Here is a 23,566-nt window from a genome sequence, read left to right as displayed (position 1 = left end):
CTAGACACTGTTAATGTAGTGTTAATAAATTATATTCTATAATCAGATCATAAATCGTCCATATCTTATACCTTTTAAGCAGGAGCTTGTTTATGTCTATGTCCAAGTCTGAGCCTCAGCTTTATTATCTTGAAGATACAGTTGAAAACATCTTCAAAGCCCGCGACTTGTTGGTAATGCTGAAAAGAAAAGATGTACCTAATGATAACCAAATAAGGCTCGATTTATATCCACGAGTCCCAATATTTCGCATACCCCAAATCAGGGATAAAATGGAACAACATTTTTTACCGGAAGAGGATGAGATTGACCCAATTAGAAATCGCTATATGCAAGGTGATATGTATGGTGGAAATTTAAAATTTCTATTGGGGGACATGCCCTTCTATGATCTAAATGATCCAGAGAGGGAAGAGAATACTCCTAAAGTTGTAGATGCAGGTGCCGCGTACCTTGATTCCAAAGGCATTCCCGCAGGTATATCAATTTTTTATCGAAGAGGTCAGCCGAATCAATGGATGATTATAGTATCTAAAGATACCCATTTGCCACCAGAGAAGCGTCGAGCTTACGTCCTGTCCTCAATAGACCCAAACATTTTTTTTCCAAATAGATCAGAAAATGTTGAAGTTGGTGGCATGCAGCTTTTGTCTGCTTTGCAAGAAGCTGCAGACTCAAAGGCTATAAGTGCGATAATAGGTAACATCTTGGAAGAAGATGGAAAAATTAAAGAACATGCTGAAATTTTTCATGAATTATTTACGGGAAATTTTGTCGTAGATGAAAAATTTGAGGATGATAAAAAATGGATGAGTTTTATTGAGACACATGCTGCAGATATAATAAAAAATCGATATTTAATTGCTTTACATGCAATGGGCATGAAATTAAGCCTGGAGCAGATTGAAGCATGTCTTAATGAGAACAGTGAATTATCGAAAATACTGAAATCCATTCTGGATAGCCACAAAGTACAGGAAAGAGATATTAAGCTAGCGCTTAACCTACATCGATTATACCATGAAGATAAATTTGCTCAATTGCGAGGTTTTACAGAGAAATTCATTGATTTTTTTAACAATCTGGCGAGTGATGCTAAAAAACATGATTTATTGGAATCAGTTTTAGCAAACGAAAAAGGGATAGATTGGTTAGTTTCAATTCTAAGATGCAAGAATGCAAATGAATTGATGGAATCAATTTTGAACAATGAAAAACCTCTCGCTAAACTGGAGCGACTTCATCAAGCAGTTAGTAAAGTAACACCGTATGAACCTAAGGATGAACGAGTTTTATCACTGGCTGTTGAGTTTTTAGATAAGGAAGGATTTCAAATCCCAATTAAAAAGCTGGTTGGTTTTTTAAATCAAGCCCCAGGAATTGAAAAAATCAAACGAGACTCAGTGATTCAATTTTTATCTAATAATGTAGACAATGATGAAGAGTTAGCTTTTGCTCAAGAAACTCTAGCAAAACTCGCTAAGCTAAAAATATCAGATTCTAGAACATATGAGTTGGTTTTAGAGTCTGAGCAGTTCAGAAGGATGGTGGCTATTTTAGGCACTAAAGACGTTAAAGAGGCTAAAAAAGTAGTTAAAGTAGTTAAAGAAGCTAAAGACGTTAAAGACGTTAAAGACGTTAAGGACGTTAAGGACGTTAAGGACGTTAAGGACGTTAAGGACGTTAAGGGCGTTAAAGACGTTGAAGAAACTCAAGAGGCTAAAGAAGCTAGGGAAACTAGAGAAGCTAAAGCAGCTGAAGACATCAGAAAACGTATTGAATTAGCAAAAAATTTGGTTGAATTAGGTCATTTGTCAGTTTTTTCCCCATTATCTAATAACTTACAATGGGTCAGCTCATTTAATCAGCTTGTAAAAAATGAAGAATTAAAGGGTATTTTGGTTCAAAAACTAGCTGCTGAGGACGTTGCCAAAGCTTGTCAGCCGATATTAGAAAACTCCTTATGGAACGCATTAATTGCCGCAAATATCCCAATTGATAAACCGCTGGTAGATAAAATTCTAAATCCAAAAAATGAACTGGCCAAGAAACTTCAGACGATTACTAAAGAAACAAATCCTGCTAGAAAAGAAGCTTTATATCAATTGGCTATTGATCTAGATCAAATAGGTGCTCTGGGGGCATTTGATAAGTTTAAAAAGGATAACAATCAATTTTTGGCATCGTTTCATCAGTTTGCTTTGGTCCCTAATGGTAATGCGAAGTTAAAGCAAATGTTATCCAATGATCCTTTAGGAGTCGATAAATTAAGGTTGATGGCCAATAGTAATAATGCTGTTAAATTTTTTAAAGAGCTCTTAGAGAAAGACGACAAAACATTTAAAAATATAAGTGGACATCTGCGTTGGCTTAAAGGTACAAATTTACAGCCTAAAGTCATGTCAATGGCAATAGACCTTTTATTTAAACAACCCAACATTGAACATGAAGAATTCAGAGATGTTGTTCTTGAATTTATGAATGGTACGCCCATGCCAATATCGGATTCACAAAATCTGCAAGATTTCCTATCTCAGCATTATCAAAAAAGGGATAAGCCATTACGTTCAGAAGTGCGCGAGGGCTTCCATAAGCTTGCCGAAAATGGTGTAAGTAGTGAAGAACACTATGGGAATGTTCTAAGGAGTATCTTTTTTAGGAAGATTGTGCATAGCTTACCTCCGATAAGTGAGGGTAAAAAGCCCTGTAGTTTTTTTAAGATCGGAAAGGCCCCAACCCACGATGAGTTGGGCACATACAGGAGTTCACGTTATATTCTTACTGAGAATGCACTGCTATTCTTTAACCAAGAAGATCGAAAGCTGCTCACTATATCGGAAGATCCGTCAACGATAGCTTCGTTAAATAAAAAATTTATCAAACTACCTATTGATAAATTAACCAATGAGCAGTTTAAACAACTCACAGCTATTACTCCTATTAAAGAATACAATGCTGAACGCATTAAACTAGCAAGCGTTCTTTACAAAAACGGGCTTTTAGAAAAAAGATACAATCAGCTTGCCGCTCATAATCACTTAGTACCTTATTTTAATCAATTCGCGCAGTATCCGAATCTAGAAACTGTGCTACTTGAAAAATTAAGGAAAAGTGTTGGAGTAACTACAGCTTTATTAGGCAACAAACGCTTAAAGGCCCTGATGGATGCACATATTGAGCCTACCACTTTTGCTTCTCCAGCCCAAATCCGGCAATTATTAGATCCTGATCACCCGAAATCGAGGGCCATGGATATATTATTAGATCTTAATTTAAAAAATAAAACAGCTTATCAATGGGCGTTTGTCGATACTGCCACAGCAAAAAAGTTCAGAGAAGTTTTGCATGCGATTCATAATGATCCAACAATCGAACCAGCAACACAATCCAAAATGATTGAAACTCTTTGTTCGCTTCAGCTCGGTGACAAATGGAATAATATTGTCGGCAAAGATGTTTTTAGCCTGTATTTACGTCACGACAAGCAAGGCAAAAAATTTAGAGAAATAGTGCTTAGCTTACCTCCGATAAGCCAGGGTGAAGAGTTATGCGGTCTTTTTAAAATGCAAAATATTCCTAGCCAGGAGGAGATGCGCGCATATGAGAGTTCTCGTTATATTCTTACTGAGGAGGGCCTTTTATACTTTAACCAAGTAGATAAGCGGCTTCTGACTATATCGAAAGATAAGTCAAAGATGGACTCATTAAATAAAAAATTTACTCAACTACCTATAGATGAATTAACCGACGAGCAGTTTAAACAACTCACAAGTATTGTGTCCATTAATAATTACAACTCGCAACGAATTATGTTTGCCTACAATCTGTGTGAGCTAGAACACTTAGATAAATATGATGAATTTGCAGATCCAGAGCAGTTTTACTACTTTAATTCATTTTGTAAGTTTTCTAATCTAAAAGAGATGCTACTCGGGAAATTAAAAGTTAGTGTAGAAGAAACTAAAGCTTTATTAAACAATGCGCATTTAAGGGCTATGATTGATGCAAATATTGGAGCGAATATTGAAGCTGCCGCCTTTACTCAATTAACTTCAGAACTACTGGATCCAAATAATCCAAAAGCAAGTGCCATGGATATACTATTGGCGCTTAACTTAAAAGATACAATAGCTAACAAATGGGTGTTTATTGATACTCCTGAAGCAAAAAAATTTAGAGAAGTTTTAGATGCGATTAATGGTGATGAAAAAATCAAAGTAGCAAGAAAATCAAAAATGATTGAAACTCTTTGTTCATTGCAGAAGGATGGTAAGGATGTTTTTAGTATGTATTTAAGTCCAAATGAGCAAGGGAAAAAATTTAAAAGTTCTTTGCTTAAAATTGAAACCACTTGCGCGGAAATAGCATCTCGATGGGAAAATGAAAAATCAGAGAATGCTCAGGTAAAAGCCAGCTCATTTTCGGTTGCAGAGCCAGGATATCGAAAAGGTTTATATGTGGCTGTATTTAATAATCAACTTAAACCATCTGAAAAAGATTTCAAAGCTAATATTGCGAAGGCCTCTGAGAAGATGTTGTCTGTTGTTGATGTGCGTCGTCGATCTTGGATAAAAGCCATTGCGGAAACTTTGCTTGATGCTTTAAATATTATTTCTGGTACATTTATAAGCCGTAACACTAAGGGAACATCCTTTTTTTCTCGCACCACATCGGGGCAAGCAGTTCGAAATTTAAACGAGTCTCTTGTAGATGAAGATTTGAAAGAAGAATTAGAAAAACAGAAATCAGAGGCAAAAGAGCCTTCTATTGGGCCCATCCTTTAATATTTTTAAGTAGCTCCAGAACACGAGCGTTTGTACATAGGCTAATTTATTCGGCCTATTACAACATGGTGTTTTTTTTCTTCTTTTGCCATAATACTTACCCGTTTAATGGGGCTTATTTTTGCAGGCTTGAAGTTGTGGGCATCAGGTCACTATAGGATAAATTAAGAGAGGGAAAGTGAAAATATATGATGTGCTAAAAGCCTTAGGTCGAACGGAGACCCATTTTCAATTTTTATTCCTCAATTGGAGTAATAAAACCTATTTTTTGGAGAGCAACTGAGTGTTTGAACGTCCTCAAGGTGGTGAGCGGGCAGTATTGGTGCAATTAGCCCTACCGGGAATTGATGCGGATAAGGCATTGCAGGAATTTGAAGAACTAGCTCTTTCAGCAAATGCGGACATTTTGGATTGTGTTTTAGGCACGCGGGCAACTCCAGATGCCAAGTATTATATAGGCAAAGGGAAAGCGGAGGAGATTGCACAGCTGGTGAAAGCGCTTGAGGCCGAATTGGTACTGGTCAATCATGAATTATCCCCCTCTCAAGAACGTAATCTGGAACGTTTATTCGAATGCCGGGTGGTTGATCGCAGCGGCTTGATTCTCGATATCTTTGCTCAGCGTGCACGAACGTTCGAAGGGAAATTGCAAGTCGAGTTGGCTCAATTACAGCATTTATCAACACGCTTAATCCGTGGTTGGACTCATTTGGAACGCCAAAAAGGGGGTATTGGATTACGAGGCCCAGGTGAAACTCAATTGGAAACAGATCGTCGTTTATTGCGTGAGCGTATCAAATACATTAATAAGCGTTTGGAAAAAGTCCGCAGCAATCGGGATCAAAACCGTCAGGCTAGACGCAAAGCATCTTTACTCACGGTGTCTCTAGTGGGTTATACCAATGCCGGTAAATCCACTTTATTCAATGCATTAACTGGAGAAAGCATTTATGTGGCGAATCAGTTGTTTGCTACGTTGGATCCCACCATGCGTCAACTCAATTTACCGGGCTCTTCTTCGGTGATTTTAACTGATACCGTCGGATTTATTCGTGATTTACCGCATCAATTAGTAGAGGCATTTCGGGCAACCTTAGAAGAGACTCAACAAGCGGATTTATTACTGCACGTGATCGATATTTCTGATCCTCATTGGCGAGATAACGTTTTTTCAGTGCAACAGGTTTTGGATGAGTTAGGAGTGCATGATATTCCCATCATTTTGGTATTTAACAAAATTGATTTAAAAGAAGGGTATCAGCCCAAGGTAGATTATCAGGAAGGGAAATGTAAAGTATGGATCTCCGCGGCATCCAATTTGGGACTGGATGTACTCAAAGAAGCAATTAGCACCCAATTGCATGGGGCCGTTCTTATTGAAAATGTAGTGCTTAAAGCAACTCAGGCAAAACTAAGGGCACAACTCTATGAATTAGGTTCCGTTTTAAACGAATCGCATAATGAAAACGGTGATTGGTTGTTGAAAATTCGCATTACTCAGGAACAAAAACAACGTTTGTTTGTGGAGAATCCCTCATCCCAAACGGAATGAAGGATCTCCATGAAGTGGTATGAGCTTTATAATCAACAATGACGCTCTATCAGGAGATTCCTCATCGTAAACTCCTCAGGGTGATGAGAGGTATACGATATTTTATGCTTCTTTTATTGCGGTATCTAAGGTTTTTATATCTTGGCCGCCATAGAGCGTATCAACGAGCTCTCCTTTGGGATTAATCACAAAGGTCACCGGCACGCCAATAATGTCGCCTAATCCTAAAGCAAGTGCTGGATCGGAGGCGAGTGAGGGATACCGAATATTAAATTTTTGAATGAGCTTTTTTTGTTTATGTATGGGTAGCCCATCATAATTTACAGCGAATAATACAATGGGGTCTTTTTCATGTTTTTGATAAAAGCGGTTCAATTCAGGAATTTCATCAATACAGGTTTTACACCAACCCGCCCAATAATTAATAAGTACCCACTTCCCTTTTAGCGAGGAAAACGGAATGGTGTTGCCCAGGGTATCTTTAAGCAGAACATCTGCCTGGCTTAGGGATGCGATGCTCATTAAGATAAATGCGACAAATAAGTTCTTTATTTTTGAGTTCATAGTTATCTCATGCAATATTTGGAAGCTATTTCATTCTATTGTAAGTGCTCATAGGAAAAAATATTTTTTTGTACTATACCAAAAAAAGTGTTCAAAATCGCTCGGATTAATGAATTAATCAAGGCTAATCCAGGCTACAATGATGTTCGCATTGAATTAGAGCACGAGAGTAGATTCTAAGTGGATGATTTAGGTATGATGAGTGCATTTCAAAAAAACTGAAATCCTATGGCAAAACTCTATTTTTATTTTGCAGCAATGAATGCAGGGAAAAGCACGGTGCTTTTGCAATCAAGTTATAATTATCGTGAACGTGGAATGAATACCATATTATTTACGCCATCCATAGATAATCGATATCAACATGGTGCCGTTCATTCCCGCATTGGTTTATCGGAACAAGCCTTTATTTTTAATCCCAAAGACGATTTGTACCAACATGTCCTAGCCCAGGAAAAGGAATATGCTTGCGTTTTGGTTGATGAAGCCCAGTTTTTAACACGTGCCCAAGTTTATCAATTAACGGAAATTACTGATCAACTAGGGATTCCCGTTCTTACCTATGGATTGCGTACTGATTTTCGTGGAGAACTATTTGAGGGAAGCCAATATCTTTTGGCGTGGGCGGATGAGCTTGTTGAGCTCAAAACCATCTGCCATTGCGGACGTAAAGCAACGATGAATTTACGATTAAATGCTTATGGCGAGGTAATCACTGAAGGTGATCAAGTCATTATTGGTGGTAATGATATGTATTCATCAACGTGTAGAATCCATTTTAAGCAGGGAGAACCAGGCATTACGCGAACGAAAAAAGAAGCATCGATGGAACGCGCTTGACCAAAGAGTTTTTCGCTTATCGCGACCTCCCGCAGCTTAATCTCAGGTCAGACAAGAGAAGAGGAACAATTGGACTCAGCAAAAACTAGTAAGGCTATAGTCCAATTGAAACAACAAAAATACTCTTAATAAGAGTCAACGAAAACAGCCATGAACTTCTTTGTATCTTAGTACTTTAATTTCACACAGGCATTATCCCGCTTAACTATCTATTCAAAATGAGATTTATAATTGCAGAGTACTATCAAGTCCTTGTGAAAAAACAGCTTTTTTATTCGGATTTGATTCAATTATCGATGCTGCATAGTCAATGAGTTCTGGAGAGCCAATGGCAATTTCATTAGGAACACTTTGTAATACCATGGTTTCTTCAGTCGCTTCATAACCTTCAATTAGTTTTCGATAGGCCGCAGAGCCCATTAAAGTAGAAGCATCTGTTAGCGTTAAAATTCTGCGGTCAGCCGGTATTAGTCCTAATTTAAGTGCGCGTTCATTCATTTTTTCGAATTGTTTGGGGAACATCGCACCTTCAGCGGTGGCCGTAGAGGAGACCTCTATTGACATAATTCTTGGGCGGTAGTCGGGGTTTTTCACCGTTGTAGTTTCTATTTCCCCTGCCTTAATAAATCCATTTAGTCCTTTCAACAAACGTCCAGCAGCTCCTTGTACCAGGACTATGCTATGCACATCTGTATCAAATCTTGGACGCCAATCATCTTCTTTTGTTGCTCCCAAAATTGCTGTTGTTTCATTATTTCCCTGAGCTAAATCAAAAATATCTTCAACCCTTCGAAACTCGCCAGGATCTTGTTGTCCATTAAGTAGTTTTTGATAATATTGAAATGCTTCAATATCAATATGTCTTGCTGTTTGCGGACGAATATAGACAGAGGGTAAACACATGGAGGCAATGGCGCCTTTGGCGCTGATGAGCTGAAACCCTATCATATATTCTTTAACGGTGTGTGGATCTGGTGAGGTCGAAAGCAATGCACTACTTTTAGGATCATGGATGAATTGAGCGATATTTAAAATAAAAGGTCTTGCGGCATAGATCCCCGCACCAAGTCTACCATCGGTTGCAATACATAGTGGCTCTTTAAATCCTGACATCCCACGATGAACCATTTTTTTGGGTAAGGTAGTACACAGCTCAGAGTAGTCGATTGTTGCTTTTTTAACAGGCACTTGCTCCATGGCTGCTATAGGTTGAGCTTGGGCAGCGTTAAAAAGTTTTCCTACTCCGCTACGATTTGAAACCAGTTTATGAAGCACATGGCGGCATGGACTTGGTTTTACACCTTTCACAACTCGTGGTGCTCTGCTTAACATAATTGGCTCCTCCATTCCACTTCAAGGAAATGTAGTAATTTTAATTAAACTGCCTATTTTGTAAGCATAGCAGAAAATTATTTGTTTAAAAAATGGGCGGCCGTGTTGGCTTATATTGGGTGATGCAGGGTCTTAGTCCCAACTTACAGAAGTCTCAGAGCTGGAGCTTTGTCCCATAATAATGTTTATAACCGTAGTGAATGAGCAGTAATTGTTGGTGGGATATGTAGTTTTCCAGTAGTTTGCTTTGATTCCTCAGCTGAATACTTCAGGACTAGCAATAACTTTTGGTAGATAATGTGCATCCGATGCTTAGCCTGAGTATCTTCAGGCTAAGATTATCGGGGTTTCCTTGGCTAAGGTGTATAATTTTGAGCTGGCAGGTTTTCTGCCTCCATCTTGTCTACCGAATAGTTAAAAATACTTTTGGTGACCAAGGGGGATGGTTTTTTAGCAGATTTTGATTCTACTGATACGGAAGATTCTATTTCTTTTGTTGCAAGTGGATCCACCGATACAGAAGCGGGGGCCTGCTGCGCCTGATTTCGCTCCATCACCTCTTTTATCTGCAATAAATCCGGTAACAATACAAAAATTAATTCAATAATTTTTGGCGCCAATAGTTTTTGATGTTGAAATGCAGAGGGTGAATTTTTGTTTAAGTTTATTTCTTGGGTTTCAGTTAAAGGATCTCCATGCTCTATATAATTTCTCAGATTTCTTAATGCCTCGTAGCCTAGGGTTAAGTGTTTTGAACTCTGGGCTTCCGCGTACCCTTTAATTGTATCGAGATGCTGTAAAAGTTGTCCGGCATTATATTCAAGAGCATCACTTAATTGATGGTTAGAAACCAATAACTGTATCAGATCAGATTGTCCCTGCCTTGCATGATATAAATCCCAGCTTTTCATGTTTTTATGAGGCTGACCGATAACCAGGTAACCTGCTTCCACTAAAAATTCTTGCATGTTGTTTAATGCTTCAATGGCTGCATCGATTCTTTTCAGGGGAGTAAGCATATGTTCCCGAACTGGAGTTGCCATAAGCTGCTTGGCAAGTTCACGTATATGGTCTAGTCCAATAAAAATACTTTCCCTGGCTGATTTACGTAACGCTGCTTCATTTTGTTCTTGCAACCTTTTTTGTTGTCGTTCAACCGCAGTGGTGCGTGGTTTTACGGTGGCATTCGTGAGTATTTGCGCCATTCTCTTATATTGTGACTCATGCTCGGTTTTTTTGAACTTGGCAAAGGGTTGTAACAGTTCCCCTATTCTTTTTTTACTCGGTATCTCTGCTGTCCCATCAAAAAGTTTATGACATTCTGTAATCATTTCTTGTGGATTGGGAATGGTAATCATCTGTTTGAGTAATTCAGATTTGAGTAATTCAAAGAGTATAAAAAACTCATCTTCTTCTTGTTGAGGTATTCGGCGCTCAGAAGCGTCAACAACAACCTCTTGTTTGCCTTTGGCTTTTTCTTGCGTCACTTGAAAACGTTCTTGTTCTGCTTTTAGGACGCTCGCCCAAAATTCTCTGGGATTCTCTTTATAGGTGCCATAAACTTTTTGACGTAATTCAATAAACTTTTGCACTCTTTTAAATAGGCTGTACATTTCACCTGAGGCTATTGTTTCCAGCTTGTCTTTATCTTTTAGCAAGTTATCAATAATAAATTTATTATTCCCCTCATCTTGGTGACAAATTCCATCACGTAGGGTGATTAATGCCCGAAAATCAATTGTTTCATCAAATTCCGTAAAATCAGATTTTTTTCCGGTTAACAATTCTCCTATGCGCTGAAATCTTCGTAGCAGCGCATGTTGTCCTGCTTTCGTTGTCAGGTCGAGTCTTCGTCGATATTGTACTTCAGGGGGTAGGGCCGTAAATACAGCTTTTACGCCAGATAATCCGGATAAAGTAAGTACTTTTTCCTGATCATATACTTCTCCTTCGGTATAATTCACTAGATTGAGTAAGTCAATTAAGTATTTAGTTTCCAAAAAGTAGCGAGTTATTGCCTTTACATTAGGTAAAATTAGTGATTTATCCACTGTGGGGGTGTCGGGTTTAAGTTCTTTAGTGAGCAGAGATCTAAAAAATTGATTTAAAGCATTTAACTCGTTTAATACAGAAGGTATTGCTTCTTCAACGAGCTCTTCTCTATCAGAATGCTCTTGAAACAGCGAGCTCTCGGCATCATCAAAATGCAAATCAGTTAAATTTTTTTCTAAGGCGAAATGAAAAACCATTTCCGGGGTTGTTTTTGCTGTTGCACCACCAAGTTGTTCCAGGGTTATCCAGCTTAAAGGTTCAAGTTGCGTCTTATATCTGCTGCGCAAAGATCCAGATAAATTACTAATAATGATAGAAAATCTATTAATGCTCTCTCTGATATAATCAATACGTCGATAATAGAGGACTTCCCTTTCGAAAGGGCTAAGTTTGCAATCAACTAAAGAAGAGTCGTTTAAATTATTATGATATTGCTGCAGGTGTCTTAAGATGTGTAAAAGGCATATGAGACGTTTAACATCGAATTGAGCATTTTCTTGGTCAGTAAGAAATGAGTTTTTTAAAGGGAGCGCCTTAAATAAGGCATCAATCGATTCACGCTCCTTTATATATTGCGCATTTTCATGACTTGCGATTTTATAAACAGCATTAGCGATGAATTGCATCCATACTGGTTTTAGAAATTTATTTCCATTGGCATTCGCCTTTTCCAGCAGAAAATGGAGCGTATAATTTTGATTCGTTACCGTATAATCGATAGGGCTAAGGCCATTTTCTTTAATGTCGACATCCAAAAAAAGGGCTTCCCTGTTTCTTATCAATACAGCCAATAACTCCGTAAGAATTGTATCGTGCGGGTTGCAATTTTTGCACCCGTATAAAAGAGCTTTGTTATATTGTTTTTTATGAATTAACTCCAAAATCAACTGATGTTGTTCGGTTGTTTTTATTTGACTTATTTCAGTAATTAAATTGCTATGTGCATCTTTTGTGGGCATAGACATCACCTCGAGCTAATGGTTATTTTTTTTGCGCTTTTTGTTTTATTTAATGCGGCTCAAAAACTAAATATTATTCAATATGATCATTTGGTGAATGTATGATGCAATAAATCTGTTTGCAAGGTTTATTTTTAATTCTATGGGATCGATGTATGGGCTTAATGTAGTTTAAAAGATAGAATCGTATATTAAGTGCACATAGAGTGATTCTGACCTAGGATTAATATTTATATTATCTGATAGTTTTTGGGCTATGCTATATAGCAGTGATTTGTAAATTAATGGGTGTATTAGCGAACATGGAGTGTATTCATGAGCGAAATTAAAGTAGAGCGATTAATTAAAGGTATCCTTGTGCGTGAAGGTGCTGGGGTGAAATTACATCGCTATATAGGCATCGAGAGAAGCAATGATTTTGAACCTCTTCTCTTGCTCGATTATTTCAATAGCACCGATCCTTTGGATTATATGGCTGGGTTTCCTTCTCATCCTCATCGTGGTTTTGAAACAATTACCTATTTGCTCGACGGTAAGATTACCCATGAAGATAATAAGGGGCATAAAGGAGTTATTACTGCGGGAGATGTGCAATGGATGACTGCTGGGAGAGGAATTGTTCATTCTGAAATGCCTTCAGCGAATGGTCGATTACATGGTTTTCAATTGTGGTTAAATTTACCTGCAGCTGAGAAAATGCGACTCCCTCGTTATCAAGAAATGCGAAGAGAGCAATTACCTGTGGAAACACATGATTCAGGCGGTCAGATTAAAGTAATTGCAGGCAAGACGGATCAGGGGACTATTTCTCCGATTACCGGTATTGCCACTCGACCTTTGTTATTCGATATTATCTTGCCACCGGGTGCGAGCATAGCGCAACATATCCCTAATGACTATCAAGCGATACTTCTGGTTATTTCAGGAACGATTCGCATTGGCGAACAGTTAGTACAACATGATACCTTAGCAAAACTTGGTGCTGGGGATACTTTGCTTTTGAAAAGTGAAACTGCAAGTCAATGTATTTTGATCGCTGCTGCCAGAATTCATGAGCCTATTACGCGTCATGGGCCTTTTGTAATGAATACCCAGGAAGAAATAATACAAGCTATGGATGACTTTCGTAGTGGTCGCTTTTAATTTGAACTGATTTGACTCCGCCTGTTTCCAATTTCTGTCAGCCCGAGTGCAACGAGGTATCTTCCATCTTAACTCAGTAGTAGCGCATGGATATCCCTCGCTGCACATGGGATGAAGTGTATTCCATTTTGTGATACTGCTTGGGCTCAATCTAACGAATGGCAAACAACTCCTAAAATTTGGTCTAAAATTGGATTATTGGATAAAAAAATGGCAAGTTAATGGAGTAAAGCCTGTGCACCCAAGAAAAGAACAATCTGCCAAAGAAATCTATAGGATTGTAGACCAGTATTGTGAAGCAAACATGCACAGTAAATACCGATCCAGTTCAGCAATCTCTCTGGTCTTAGGTATTTCTGATGTTGATGCTCAGAAATTAATTAATAAAATTTTAATTGCTTTACCGGATTGTTTTTTTTATTTAGCAAAGCCTGAGCGCATTAGTGAGATGGTGAATTTTATTGCCCAGCAATATTTACTTTTCCAAGCGCAAGAAAACGTTAATGATGAGTTATTTTCTAACTTACTTATTAACTTTGTTGATAACTTAGTCGAAGAAATCATGCTTCGATATTTTTCATATGCTTGACCAGGTGATTTATGACTCGAGAAGAAATAATTCAAGGAACAGGACTTAGCAGCGAAGATTTAGATGCATTATTTTTGCTGAATAGGTTAATGCATGCGGATAACCCTACTCGGGGTCTCGAGTTAGCAGGTAAAGAAAAAGAGAGGGTTGTTGCTTTTTTAGAAAATGCGATGGGCAATTTGGAGCTAAATAGAAAAATCCTAGAGTTAGGGAAACTGAAAGAGCAAGATACCGGAATTAGTTTTGCGGTGATTAAGACCCTAAGAAATTTAACTTTTAAATCAAGGCATTGGCACAAAACTCACTTTGATGATCATGACAAAATAACCCTGTCAAAATTAGGGGCTTTAGCAGATTTAGCCTCACTTACTCATGATTTGGCTGTATTCGAATCCTCAGGCATCATCAATGATAGCGCTCGTTTATCCCAGCTGTATCATGATGCTCAGTGGGCATGGAGATCGGGTTTTTCTAATGATCTTGATCTTTCTTCTAATGTGATGGTTTTTGAGATTAAAGCGACAAAAGGTGGTGCGCCTATGTTTTTTCATACAAAGTACCAAAAAGATGCATTTGTCTTATCTGAATTTCTCTACAGTGAGGAGTATCGGATTAGGCTAGACAAGTTAATTGAACGTGATGAAACAAAAGAATTTTTAAAAAAACATTTAGGTGATGATTGGTTACAGCAATTGGAACATAGATTTGGAAAAATTCAACGAGAAATGCATGATGCACAGCTAATGGGGCCTCATCAAGGATTGGTGCATCAAGATGACACGGCGCAAGAGCTTTTTCGTGCAGAAGATAAAAGCCCCGTGACGCTTATTTGTTCTCCATTTGTCGGCTTATCTACCCTCGCTACTGTTAAAGAATTAAATGTACAGTTGATACAGGAATTAAATGGTAAGGGAGTGACGGATATTCCTCCTTTATTGCAATTACCTGTTCATGAAGAGGTGGAGGCTTTATCCCCTTCTTGTTTTCTTGATGCACTGGATAAATGGAACGCTTTGGAGCGAATACCTAGAACACGTCTGAGTGGGGCTAAAGATGAGGGTGAAGAGGAACATCCCTTCCATCAGCCTAAGTAGTAGAACCCTCACCCCCGACCCCTCTCCCGCAAGCGGGCTAGGGATGAGGGTTATAAATCAACCAGCTCAAATTTACTTAAGCCACTCCGTTAACAACGACTCCATCATTTGGCGAGCGTTTTTTAAAGAATCTGAATCGAGTGAGGAGGGGCTATGCAAATCATCGCAATGAGCCGCTCCTTCAATCAATTGATAAGTCAATTTAGGATTAATCGCATTGCCGTTTTTTTCTGCCAAAGACAGTGTAGACCAGGGATCATTTTCTCCATTCGTGAAATAAATATTAGAAGTAAGAATATCCATTAAAGGAAAATAAAGACTGTTATTCAGTTCTGTCGTATTGACTGGTTGGGTTAGACCAAACAATCGTTGACATATTTTATGATGATAATCCAGATTAATTAATGAAGAACGAGTAGAGCGCGTTGGATTTGGATGGGCATTTTGCCAATATCCGTACTCCTTACACGATTGGTAGTACCATTGCCGCATCCCTAAGCCGTCTTTATAATCACTTGGATTTTCACTCATGGCGCCTTGTGCGGTCATCTCTACCGCACTGACATGCATGTCTTTATATAGTTTTTTAGCGAACTCTGCATAACCTTGAAGTGGTGTCGGGCTGGTTGCCAAGCTGGAACAAAATGCATCGCGCATTCCATATTGCACTGCTGCAGCACCGGTATCAGCAATCAAGTATAAAAAGTCCACCGGATCGGCAACCGCAGAGGCATCAAATAGTGATTTCATTTGCGCCCACTGTGCTGCATCATTCAAGCTGGCTTCTACTTCACTGACCACCTCACGTATTTGACTGGCGCAATGTGATCCTGCAACTTGGGTCACGTGGGCATCATATTCAACAAAATCTTCTTTTGCCATTACGGGTGCTGACGAGGCCAAAGCACCTACCACCAGATATGGGAATTTTAAACGATAATAAGCGGATAAAGAGCCGGGGTAAGAGCCCCCAAAAGCGACCCATTTGCCATTCCAGTTTCTTTCATTTTTTAGATGGCGTTGAAAATAGGCCAAATCATCTAGAGCTGCTTCTGTAGTTAAGAAGCGTAAGCTTTTAGTGGATAGTGAATTGAAAGGCAAACTCTCCCCATAATATCGATGTTCTAGGGCAACCAGTTTGGCATGAAATTTTTGTGCGTAGTTTCTGATTGCCCCATTTAATGCACGTTTCGTACAGGCTGCTTCACCGCAAATATAAAAAAATACGGGGGAATCATCACTGAGGCCATAGGATTCATCGATGTAGTAGCGTTGTGAAAAAGTACCCACTGTAGGATCATTATGATCGATCAACTGTTTAAAGTATGCGACTCGTATGGTTTTGTCGGCTACTAAGGGAATTCTTTCTTCTTGTCTTTTTTGTACATAGCGCTCTACTATTCCTGCATGAACTGCAGAAAAGGAAGTACAAAGACAAAGAAAAAGCACGGCATATTGTTTAGCAAACATACTATTTATCCTTAATGTTATTGTCTACTCGTTAAGCTGGGCCAATGACTCGGACACAACGAACATTGTTTGTGTCCTCCCGAAATTCAGCGCCCTGGGTACTCTTTTGATTACCAAAAAACTCCTGATACCATGCATCAGAAGTTGCATTATTGTATTCCGTAGAGCTCCAATATCTGCCTGCTAAGTCAGCTAAAAATCCTAAATTATATAAATTAGAAACGACATTGGGGAACCCAGTAGGGCATGCCGCATCGCTGCCATTAGGTAAATTTGGCTCATATATTCCAAGCTCACAAACCGCAGGTAAATACCAGGTTCCTGGCATGACCGGACCGGTGTTGTCATTTTGAATGCGATAACATAAAGCAGCAGCATTATTCGTTGCAAACTGGCCATAATGATTCACTATTTGTTGTGTATTACATAAGCCTTCAGTAGCACCGTTGCATGCATCAGGAGGATTATTAGACGTTTTAGACGTTTCAGTGATGCCAGGTATAGGAAACGGTGGCGCCGGAGCGTCATCACTCCATAAGGATGCTGAATCAGCATTTTGTATTACATACATATTGGGGCCCTGAACAGAAAATATCAAATAATCAAATATAGAAAAAGCTAAGGCCATTGTTGGCGGAGAGCTTATATTATCCCCGTTAACTAATATCCCACCCTGAGCAACATAACCAGTAAATGCGTTGGAAGTTATAGTTAAGCTACAGGAGCCATTTCCTGGGATAACACTGCATGTGGTACTACTCACCGTTGTCCAGGCAGGGGGTAGATTTACGGTTACATTATAGGCTGGATTGCTGGTGAGATTTATTACGTTAAAACTCACCCCAACTGAATCAGCAACAGGAATAATTGCAGTCGCAGGAACCGAGATTACCGTGACGGGAGTTGAACTGACATTAATGGTTATTGGAACTGAGTTTGAGGCGTTGCTGGCAAGGATTGTCGCGGTGGTCGTTCCCGAAGTGGAATCGGAGACAAAGGTGAATTGACATGAAGCATTGGGTGCTAGAGTAGAAGGACAATTGTTTGTTACGGAAATACCCAGAGTAGGAGAGGCCAATGTAGCTTGTATATTACTCGCATTTGCATTGCCAATATTGGTCAGGGTGACGTTCTTTGCAGCGCCTCCAAAGGCTAAATTGACTGTAGTTGGAGTGGCACTTAGCCGCGCTTGCGTCGTAGGGCATGCCAAAGCGTGCATATTAAAAAAAGTTGAGGTGGTATTGGTTCCTTTGACTAATACATTAGGAATTAAAAAGGTTACTGAAGTATTGGTAAAAAAGGAAATACTGCAGCTTTGTCCCGGTTGTAATGAAGCTGGGCATCCATTGTTTTGCACGACATAATTAATAAAATTACTGTCCGCAGATGATGCTTGTATATTTTTCGCCACAATTCTGGAATTGTTCGTGATCGTAATGGTGCCAGGTTTAGAGAGGCACTGCGGGAAGTTTTGACTAATTTGAATCACACAATTTTGCAATGAACTAGAACAATTTGGTACGGTAGCTCCAAAACTAATGGTTAATGAGGCTTCTTCTTTTATTTTAGGAGATTCCTGCGCCCATAATAGCTGTAGCGGAACAATGAAACAGAGAACAAAGTATAACCTTCGCAGTGTTGAGCGACTCATGAAATCATCCTTAATTAACGGAACGCGTTGTCATGCAACCATATACAGAGACCATCTTTTTTGCAATAGTACGAAGCGATGTGATTGAGTGTAACTAATAGAAACCATGAGTGAGTAAAGAACACGCCACACTTTAAGATTCAATAGACATGCTTTTTCAAGATTAAGCGATTTTATAGGCGCATTTTGATACTTTATCTTCTGGATTCTATGAACAATAAACGTGATAATAGGTTTTTTTGTCATGCATTATTGAACCCGATTCTTTTAGTAAATAATGCAACTCATTAAGGATAGATGATGACCATTGGTAATAAGCTCAGCGTACTCTGTTTTTTAATTGTTGCCACTCCAGTGTTTGCTTCAATGAGTCCCCCGCAACCTGCAAATAACACCGCGTCATTGGGCATACAGGTCAATGGCAGTAATAAAAATGCTGCGAACAATTGCTCCCCCTCATTACAAAATTGTACGATTCAGATTACTCAAAAAGATTTAGGATGTTTGTCTCAACCTGGGTCTATTACGATTACTAATAAGTCACGTATTAATGCGATGAACATTAGTGCCTCATCGACTGATTCTAATTTTAATACTTATGTAGTGCAAAATAATGGTTGCCCTGCTACGTTGCCTCCAGGAAGAAATTGCACGATTTCTTTTTTTACGAATGCCCCAGTAGCCTTTACCGTGCCCAATGTGATTGTCAAAGGAACCAATACCAGCACCACACTTTTTAACATTCAGGCTTTTCAGTGTGCGGCTAGTTTGGGTGTCACTCCTGCAACTTTTACGACGACTATCGGTAGCAGTCAATTGGTGACTGTAACCAACTTTGGAAATACAACGGCACGCAATATTACTGCATCACCAACCAGTCCTCTTAGCGTACAAAGCACAACGTGCGGTTCCAGTTTGCCGCCTGGGGCTTCGTGCCAGATAACGTTTAATGCAACAGGAGCAACGACGCAAACTATTCCTATCCAGGGGACCAACACGAATACAATCAGTTTACCGGCTACGGTGCTTGGCGCAGTTGCCGGAGCACCGATTCATTTAACTTCAGTTGCCGGCAATGGACAAGCCACACTTACATGGGGGGCGCCTACAAATATAGGCGATTCGCCCATTACAAGCTATACCATTACCCCATTTGTTGGCGCTACGGCACAAACACCGGTTACAGTAGCCAGTTCTGTTTTAACGACTACGATATCGGGTCTTACTAATGGGGCAACTTATACTTTTACGGTGGTTGCAAATAATGCCAGTGGCAAAGGCCTTGCTGCTTACAGTGATTTTGTTACTCCGAACTCGGGACTGGTTGTTAATCCATCCACTCTGGCACTTTCCGGGCTGGGTGGAGGCGCTCCAAGGACATTAACTTTAACTAACACAAGTAATCAAACCATTACGCTGAGCGGTGTGATCGGACCATTTCCAGCATTACCTGGATCAGCAACAGTTTCGATAGATAACTGTTCCAGTGTTGTTAATTTGTCACCCGGTGCCTCATGCTCAATAACTATTGATCCAGGAGCTGTTGCCACCTCCACGTCAAATTGTACGCTGGGAAGTTCACCGACTCCGAGTGATTTCATATTTTTTCCGGTGTCAGGGCCTCCAGCAAGTGCCAATATTGTGATCTTGGGTTTTGGATGCATTTATCAAAGTGGCTATCTTTTTTCAATTGACGATACAACCCCTACTACAGCCAGTATCGGTGGAATTGTTGCCGCATTAAATGATCAAGTATTACCCACGACAGGCATTCCTTGGAGTCCAGGTGGCATAGATACGCCGATTTGGGGGATAGGAGACTTTTCCAGCCCCTCTTCTCCCTCTCCTAATGCGACATCCTCTTACCCTGCCGTTCTTAGTTTGGGACAGGCTAACTGCGATGGTCCAGATGATGGATTCTGCAACACCAGTAACATGTTTACCTTTTTTTCAACCGGTAATACCTATTCCGCTGGCGTATGCAAAGGTATTAGCAATGGGGGATATTTAGATTGGCATTTACCGGCAATGTGTGAATTAGGGCCTTTTAATCCCTTTGGTCCCTCACTATGTACTCCAGGGAGCACGAATATGCTCAATGAATTGTTCTTACAGGGTATTGGTGGAATGCTTGATCCTGGTGAATACTGGAGTAGCACCGAATCATCTGATGTGGGCATTTTTGCATGGAACAGACTATTTCAAACGGGCTTTCCACCCAGTGAGCAACTGCTAAATGGGAAGAGTTTTGCGTTTGGTATTCGCTGTGCTCGTAATTTGGCAAATTAGCTAAACCAGCAGGGCTCTGAGCCCTGCTGGTTTTTAGTTAATTGATTCTATTGACCCGATTAACTGTTTTTTTAATTTTGGTATTATTTGAGTTAATTGGCGACTTAGGATATTGAATTTTTGTACGCCCCATTAGTTAATCTTTTGAAAAAAAATATTTTGTTTGCCCCAGAACAGATAGAAAAAATTTGCACAATTGACTTGTGAAGTGTTTATTTTAATGCCATCATGGTGTCACTCTGGATCTTTTGAGTGATTTTTATGATAAAAAAACTTCTAGGCTTTACTCTTGTTTTGGTCGCTTATGATGCCTTTGCTGTAACAGAAGTAGATTTATATCAGGCGCCATTAACTAGTCTGTCTCAATTTTCACTTAAGAAGCCATCTCATGTGAGTGCCCGTACAGCAGCAACTCCAAGTGCAGAAAAAAATACCCTACAGCAAGTCAATCAGACTCAGGAGCACGCAAAAACGATTATGCGATATCAGCAAATGTATCGCGGAATTCCAGTTGTCGGGGCACAAATTATGATTACTAAAGAGGATGGCCAAGTAAACGGGCATTTACTTAACGACATGCAATTGAATATACAACCCGCGTTGACCCCGAATCAAGCCATTGATTTAGCTAAAAAATCTTGGTTCAGTTTTAATTCGCCAATGCCTACTTATGAAGAGATGAGCGAGCTACAAATTAGAGCCGAGCAACAGAATGAATTGAAACTGGTTTATCAGGTTTCATTTAAAACAACTCAGACTGATAATAAGCCCGCATGGCCATTTTTTATTGTTGATGCACAAAGCGGTGAAATCACCAAGCAATGGAATAATATTAAAAATTATAGGGATGGTGGTCCTGGTGGCAATGAAAAAGTACATGAGTATTGGTATGGAAGAGATGGATTACCCTTTTTGGAGGTAATCCAAAATGGCAGTCAGTGCGTTATGGATACAGCCAAGGTAAAACTGGTTAATCTGGGATCGGCTTGGGATTGGAATGATCTTTTAAGCACCCCTTTTCAATATACCTGCAACAACAATACGGAAGAAAACGTTAATGGTGCCTTTTCGCCAACCAATGATGCGTATTACTTCGGCCAAACCATTGTCGATATGTATCAAGATTGGTATGGAATCAACGCACTGCAAAATACGAATGGGACCCCAATGCAGTTAGTGATGCGCGTTCATTTTGGCCAAAATTATGATAATGCTTTTTGGGATGGACAATATATGTCTTTCGGCGATGGCGAGGATTTTTATCCTTTGGTTTCTTTGGATGTCGCAGGTCATGAGGTTACTCATGGTTTTACCGAGCAACATTCAAATCTTGAATACCACGATCAGTCAGGTGCTCTTAATGAATCATTGTCAGATATGGCCGGTCAAGCAGCGCGTGCTTATCTCTTGGAAAAGTTTCCTCAGTTTTATAATAAACTATATCTGGAGCCCAATACGGTAACATGGGGGATTGGTGAGACGATTGTGCGCGATTCTTTTGGCAAGGCTTTACGCTTTATGGATTTTCCTTCTTCAGATGGCAGTTCTGCTGATTGTATGGATAAAAATTTAGCTCAAAGTCATGGTGCCTATTGCGCCATTAGTTATCCTGAATTAGTTGCTTACGCGAAATCACGCATTCCAAATCCTCAAGAGCGACAGAATTTTATAGTGCATACAGCGAGCGGGATATTTAATAAAGCATTTTACTTATTGGCGAAAAATATAGGGATTAAAAAGGCTTATCAGATGATGATCATTGCCAACAGCAAATATTGGACTCCGACGACCAACTTTACAAAGGGTGCTTGTGGCGTGCTTTATGCTGCAAAAGACTTGAGTGTGGATCAACAAATGGTTAAAACAGTTTTTGATCAAGTCGGTGTAAGTACCACAAGTTGTGCAGTTCATTAAATCCAATTGCTGAAGGTTGGGCCTTGGCCCAACAAAATTCCATAATCTATTTGCTTTGAAGGCAATGTTGGACCAAGGTCCAAATCTACTGTACCTCAATTATACAATTGCGTCAAAAGCAGCTTATTTGTGTCTTTACGCAGCTCACAAAGAGCCTTTTTTGATCTGCGCGTTCTTTGCTGGGCAATGGAATTAGTATATAATACGCAGTTCAATATTTATTTAGGTTGGTAGCCGAATGGTCATCCTTTTTATTACTCTAAGCATTTTGGTATTAAGCCTGATTTGCGTAGCTGTGATGGTTTTTAAGCTCATTCGTCAGCCCGCTGAACCTTTATCTTTAATGCAATATTTGAAATTAAGTGTCAGCGGGGTGATTGCTTTTATTGCAGATACTTTGGGTGTTGGTAGTTTCGCTGTTAATGTCGCTTTGGCTAAGTTTTTGGGCACATTTCGTGATGATGAAATGCCGGCTGTCAATAATGGAGCACAAGTAATCCCTGGAACAATCGAATCCTTGTTTTTTATGGGGTTAATTAATGTGGATTTAACCACTCTCCTAACCTTAGTTATGGGTACCTGTGTTGGTGGCTTGCTGGGTGGGTTTGTCGTAAGTCATTTAAGCAAACAAGCAATCCGTTTGTCGATGATATGTTGTTTTGCTTTAATTATTATGCTGTTAATTTCACACCAATTCCGTTTATTACCCGTTGGTGGTGAGCTCACGGAGTTGCATTCCTGGAAATTGATCGTAGGCTTTTTAGCAATGGTGGTCTGTGGCGCTTTAACTTCGGTAGGCGTTGGTTTGTTCGTTATGGTGCAAGGTGTGCTCTTTTTAATGAATATTTCGCCTGTGGTAGCATTTCCAATTATGACTACTGCTGGAGCCATGCAACAACCATTAACTACTTTGGTATTCTTAAAACATAATAAAATTCCTCTAAAGAAAACCATGATTCTAAGTCTTTCTGGTTGTTTGGGTGTCCTAGTTACTATCCCCATTTTTATGGAGTTAACCATAACTTGGTTGCATTACCTTTTATTATTCATCCTGATTTATAATTTCTTTGCTGTGGGACGTACCTATTTACGTTCCAGACCCAGCAAACAGTACGTACAAACTCCAAGACCTGCTTCCCTCGTTGCAGCAGAATAAGAATCAGTAAAATCATGCCCTCATTTGGTGAGGGCGTGAAGTATATAGTATGATGAGCTAATTTTAAGATTAAAGTGACCGTTCAGAGGGTATGCTTGAATCTTGGGGGACGGTTGGATTTGAGCGAAGGTATCGCGAAAATGATCCTGAGGAATCAAGCACACCTCCGTATGTGAG

The 23,566-nt window shown here is 39.5% G+C and carries 14 protein-coding genes; 9 read left to right on the top strand and 5 right to left on the bottom strand.

Annotation, left to right across the window (positions count from 1 at the left end; translation table 11 throughout):
- Positions 1–92: 92 nt before the first annotated feature.
- On the top strand, positions 93–4,784 hold the full coding sequence (locus ACF8MK_RS04910) for a hypothetical protein (protein ID WP_392538415.1): 4,692 nt from the start codon (positions 93–95) through the stop codon (positions 4,782–4,784).
- A 283-nt stretch (positions 4,785–5,067) separates the two neighbouring features.
- Positions 5,068–6,336 (top strand): ribosome rescue GTPase HflX, encoded by a 1,269-nt coding sequence (hflX, locus tag ACF8MK_RS04905; protein WP_392538414.1) that lies wholly within the window; start codon positions 5,068–5,070, stop codon positions 6,334–6,336.
- 102 nt (positions 6,337–6,438) lie between these two features.
- Here hflX and ACF8MK_RS04900 read toward each other — a convergent pair whose 3' ends face one another.
- Positions 6,439–6,900, bottom strand: a complete 462-nt coding sequence (locus ACF8MK_RS04900; protein ID WP_392538413.1) for a TlpA disulfide reductase family protein — start codon at positions 6,898–6,900, stop codon at positions 6,439–6,441.
- A gap of 228 nt (positions 6,901–7,128) precedes the next feature.
- Here ACF8MK_RS04900 and ACF8MK_RS04895 point away from each other — a divergent pair, with 228 nt between their 5' ends.
- Positions 7,129–7,740, top strand: a complete 612-nt coding sequence (locus tag ACF8MK_RS04895; protein ID WP_265705075.1) for a thymidine kinase — start codon at positions 7,129–7,131, stop codon at positions 7,738–7,740.
- Between the two features lie 225 nt (positions 7,741–7,965).
- Here the strand turns inward: ACF8MK_RS04895 and ACF8MK_RS04890 are convergent, their stop codons facing one another.
- Both ACF8MK_RS04890 and ACF8MK_RS04885 read right to left on the bottom strand, forming a co-directional pair.
- On the bottom strand, positions 7,966–9,072 hold the full coding sequence (locus ACF8MK_RS04890) for a hypothetical protein (protein ID WP_392538412.1): 1,107 nt from the start codon (positions 9,070–9,072) through the stop codon (positions 7,966–7,968).
- A 356-nt stretch (positions 9,073–9,428) separates the two neighbouring features.
- Positions 9,429–12,083, bottom strand: a complete 2,655-nt coding sequence (locus tag ACF8MK_RS04885; RefSeq protein WP_392538411.1) for a hypothetical protein — start codon at positions 12,081–12,083, stop codon at positions 9,429–9,431.
- A 315-nt stretch (positions 12,084–12,398) separates the two neighbouring features.
- On the opposite strand from ACF8MK_RS04885, the gene ACF8MK_RS04880 reads away from it, so the two are divergent.
- From ACF8MK_RS04880 to ACF8MK_RS04870, 3 genes are all read left to right on the top strand, one after another.
- Positions 12,399–13,226, top strand: a complete 828-nt coding sequence (locus ACF8MK_RS04880) for a pirin family protein (RefSeq protein ID WP_392538410.1) — start codon at positions 12,399–12,401, stop codon at positions 13,224–13,226.
- Positions 13,227–13,461: 235 nt separating this feature from the next.
- Positions 13,462–13,815, top strand: a complete 354-nt coding sequence (locus ACF8MK_RS04875) for a hypothetical protein (protein WP_028381419.1) — start codon at positions 13,462–13,464, stop codon at positions 13,813–13,815.
- Between the two features lie 11 nt (positions 13,816–13,826).
- The gene (locus ACF8MK_RS04870; protein ID WP_392538409.1) at positions 13,827–14,909 is read left to right on the top strand and encodes a hypothetical protein; all 1,083 of its coding nucleotides are present in this window, start codon (positions 13,827–13,829) and stop codon (positions 14,907–14,909) included.
- A 72-nt stretch (positions 14,910–14,981) separates the two neighbouring features.
- Here the strand turns inward: ACF8MK_RS04870 and ACF8MK_RS04865 are convergent, their stop codons facing one another.
- Complete coding sequence (locus tag ACF8MK_RS04865; RefSeq protein WP_392538408.1) at positions 14,982–16,379, bottom strand: S28 family serine protease; 1,398 nt, start codon at positions 16,377–16,379, stop codon at positions 14,982–14,984.
- Between the two features lie 31 nt (positions 16,380–16,410).
- Complete coding sequence (locus ACF8MK_RS04860) at positions 16,411–18,030, bottom strand: hypothetical protein (RefSeq protein ID WP_392538407.1); 1,620 nt, start codon at positions 18,028–18,030, stop codon at positions 16,411–16,413.
- 300 nt (positions 18,031–18,330) lie between these two features.
- On the opposite strand from ACF8MK_RS04860, the gene ACF8MK_RS04855 reads away from it, so the two are divergent.
- The 3 genes from ACF8MK_RS04855 (at position 18,331) to ACF8MK_RS04845 (ending at position 23,389) form a co-directional block, all read left to right on the top strand.
- Positions 18,331–20,319 carry a fibronectin type III domain-containing protein gene (locus tag ACF8MK_RS04855; RefSeq protein ID WP_392538406.1) on the top strand — a complete coding sequence of 663 codons (1,989 nt, stop codon included), beginning with the start codon at positions 18,331–18,333 and terminating at the stop codon, positions 20,317–20,319.
- A gap of 261 nt (positions 20,320–20,580) precedes the next feature.
- The gene (locus ACF8MK_RS04850; protein ID WP_392538405.1) at positions 20,581–22,233 is read left to right on the top strand and encodes a M4 family metallopeptidase; all 1,653 of its coding nucleotides are present in this window, start codon (positions 20,581–20,583) and stop codon (positions 22,231–22,233) included.
- A gap of 238 nt (positions 22,234–22,471) precedes the next feature.
- Positions 22,472–23,389: a sulfite exporter TauE/SafE family protein gene (locus ACF8MK_RS04845; protein WP_265705084.1), complete on the top strand. Its 918-nt coding sequence runs from the start codon at positions 22,472–22,474 to the stop codon at positions 23,387–23,389.
- Positions 23,390–23,566: the final 177 nt, after the last annotated feature.

This window comes from Legionella sp. 227, from assembly GCF_043161935.1.
GTDB lineage: Bacteria > Pseudomonadota > Gammaproteobacteria > Legionellales > Legionellaceae > Legionella > Legionella sheltonii.
The sequence above is the reverse complement of the archived record's forward strand: the minus strand, read 5'-3'. Positions and strand labels throughout refer to the sequence as shown.

What these genes read in the sequence shown, in the direction of transcription:
- ACF8MK_RS04865 (WP_392538408.1), bottom strand. Translation starts at nt 16,379, where the DNA reads ATGTTTGCTAAACAATATGCCGTGCTTTTTCTTTGTCTTTGTACTTCC.
- ACF8MK_RS04845 (WP_265705084.1), top strand. Translation starts at nt 22,472, where the DNA reads ATGGTCATCCTTTTTATTACTCTAAGCATTTTGGTATTAAGCCTGATT.
- ACF8MK_RS04910 (WP_392538415.1), top strand. Translation starts at nt 93, where the DNA reads ATGTCTATGTCCAAGTCTGAGCCTCAGCTTTATTATCTTGAAGATACA.
- ACF8MK_RS04850 (WP_392538405.1), top strand. Translation starts at nt 20,581, where the DNA reads ATGATAAAAAAACTTCTAGGCTTTACTCTTGTTTTGGTCGCTTATGAT.
- ACF8MK_RS04895 (WP_265705075.1), top strand. Translation starts at nt 7,129, where the DNA reads ATGGCAAAACTCTATTTTTATTTTGCAGCAATGAATGCAGGGAAAAGC.
- ACF8MK_RS04860 (WP_392538407.1), bottom strand. Translation starts at nt 18,030, where the DNA reads ATGAGTCGCTCAACACTGCGAAGGTTATACTTTGTTCTCTGTTTCATT.
- ACF8MK_RS04885 (WP_392538411.1), bottom strand. Translation starts at nt 12,083, where the DNA reads ATGCCCACAAAAGATGCACATAGCAATTTAATTACTGAAATAAGTCAA.
- ACF8MK_RS04890 (WP_392538412.1), bottom strand. Translation starts at nt 9,072, where the DNA reads ATGTTAAGCAGAGCACCACGAGTTGTGAAAGGTGTAAAACCAAGTCCA.
- ACF8MK_RS04870 (WP_392538409.1), top strand. Translation starts at nt 13,827, where the DNA reads ATGACTCGAGAAGAAATAATTCAAGGAACAGGACTTAGCAGCGAAGAT.
- ACF8MK_RS04900 (WP_392538413.1), bottom strand. Translation starts at nt 6,900, where the DNA reads ATGAACTCAAAAATAAAGAACTTATTTGTCGCATTTATCTTAATGAGC.
- ACF8MK_RS04855 (WP_392538406.1), top strand. Translation starts at nt 18,331, where the DNA reads ATGACCATTGGTAATAAGCTCAGCGTACTCTGTTTTTTAATTGTTGCC.
- ACF8MK_RS04880 (WP_392538410.1), top strand. Translation starts at nt 12,399, where the DNA reads ATGAGCGAAATTAAAGTAGAGCGATTAATTAAAGGTATCCTTGTGCGT.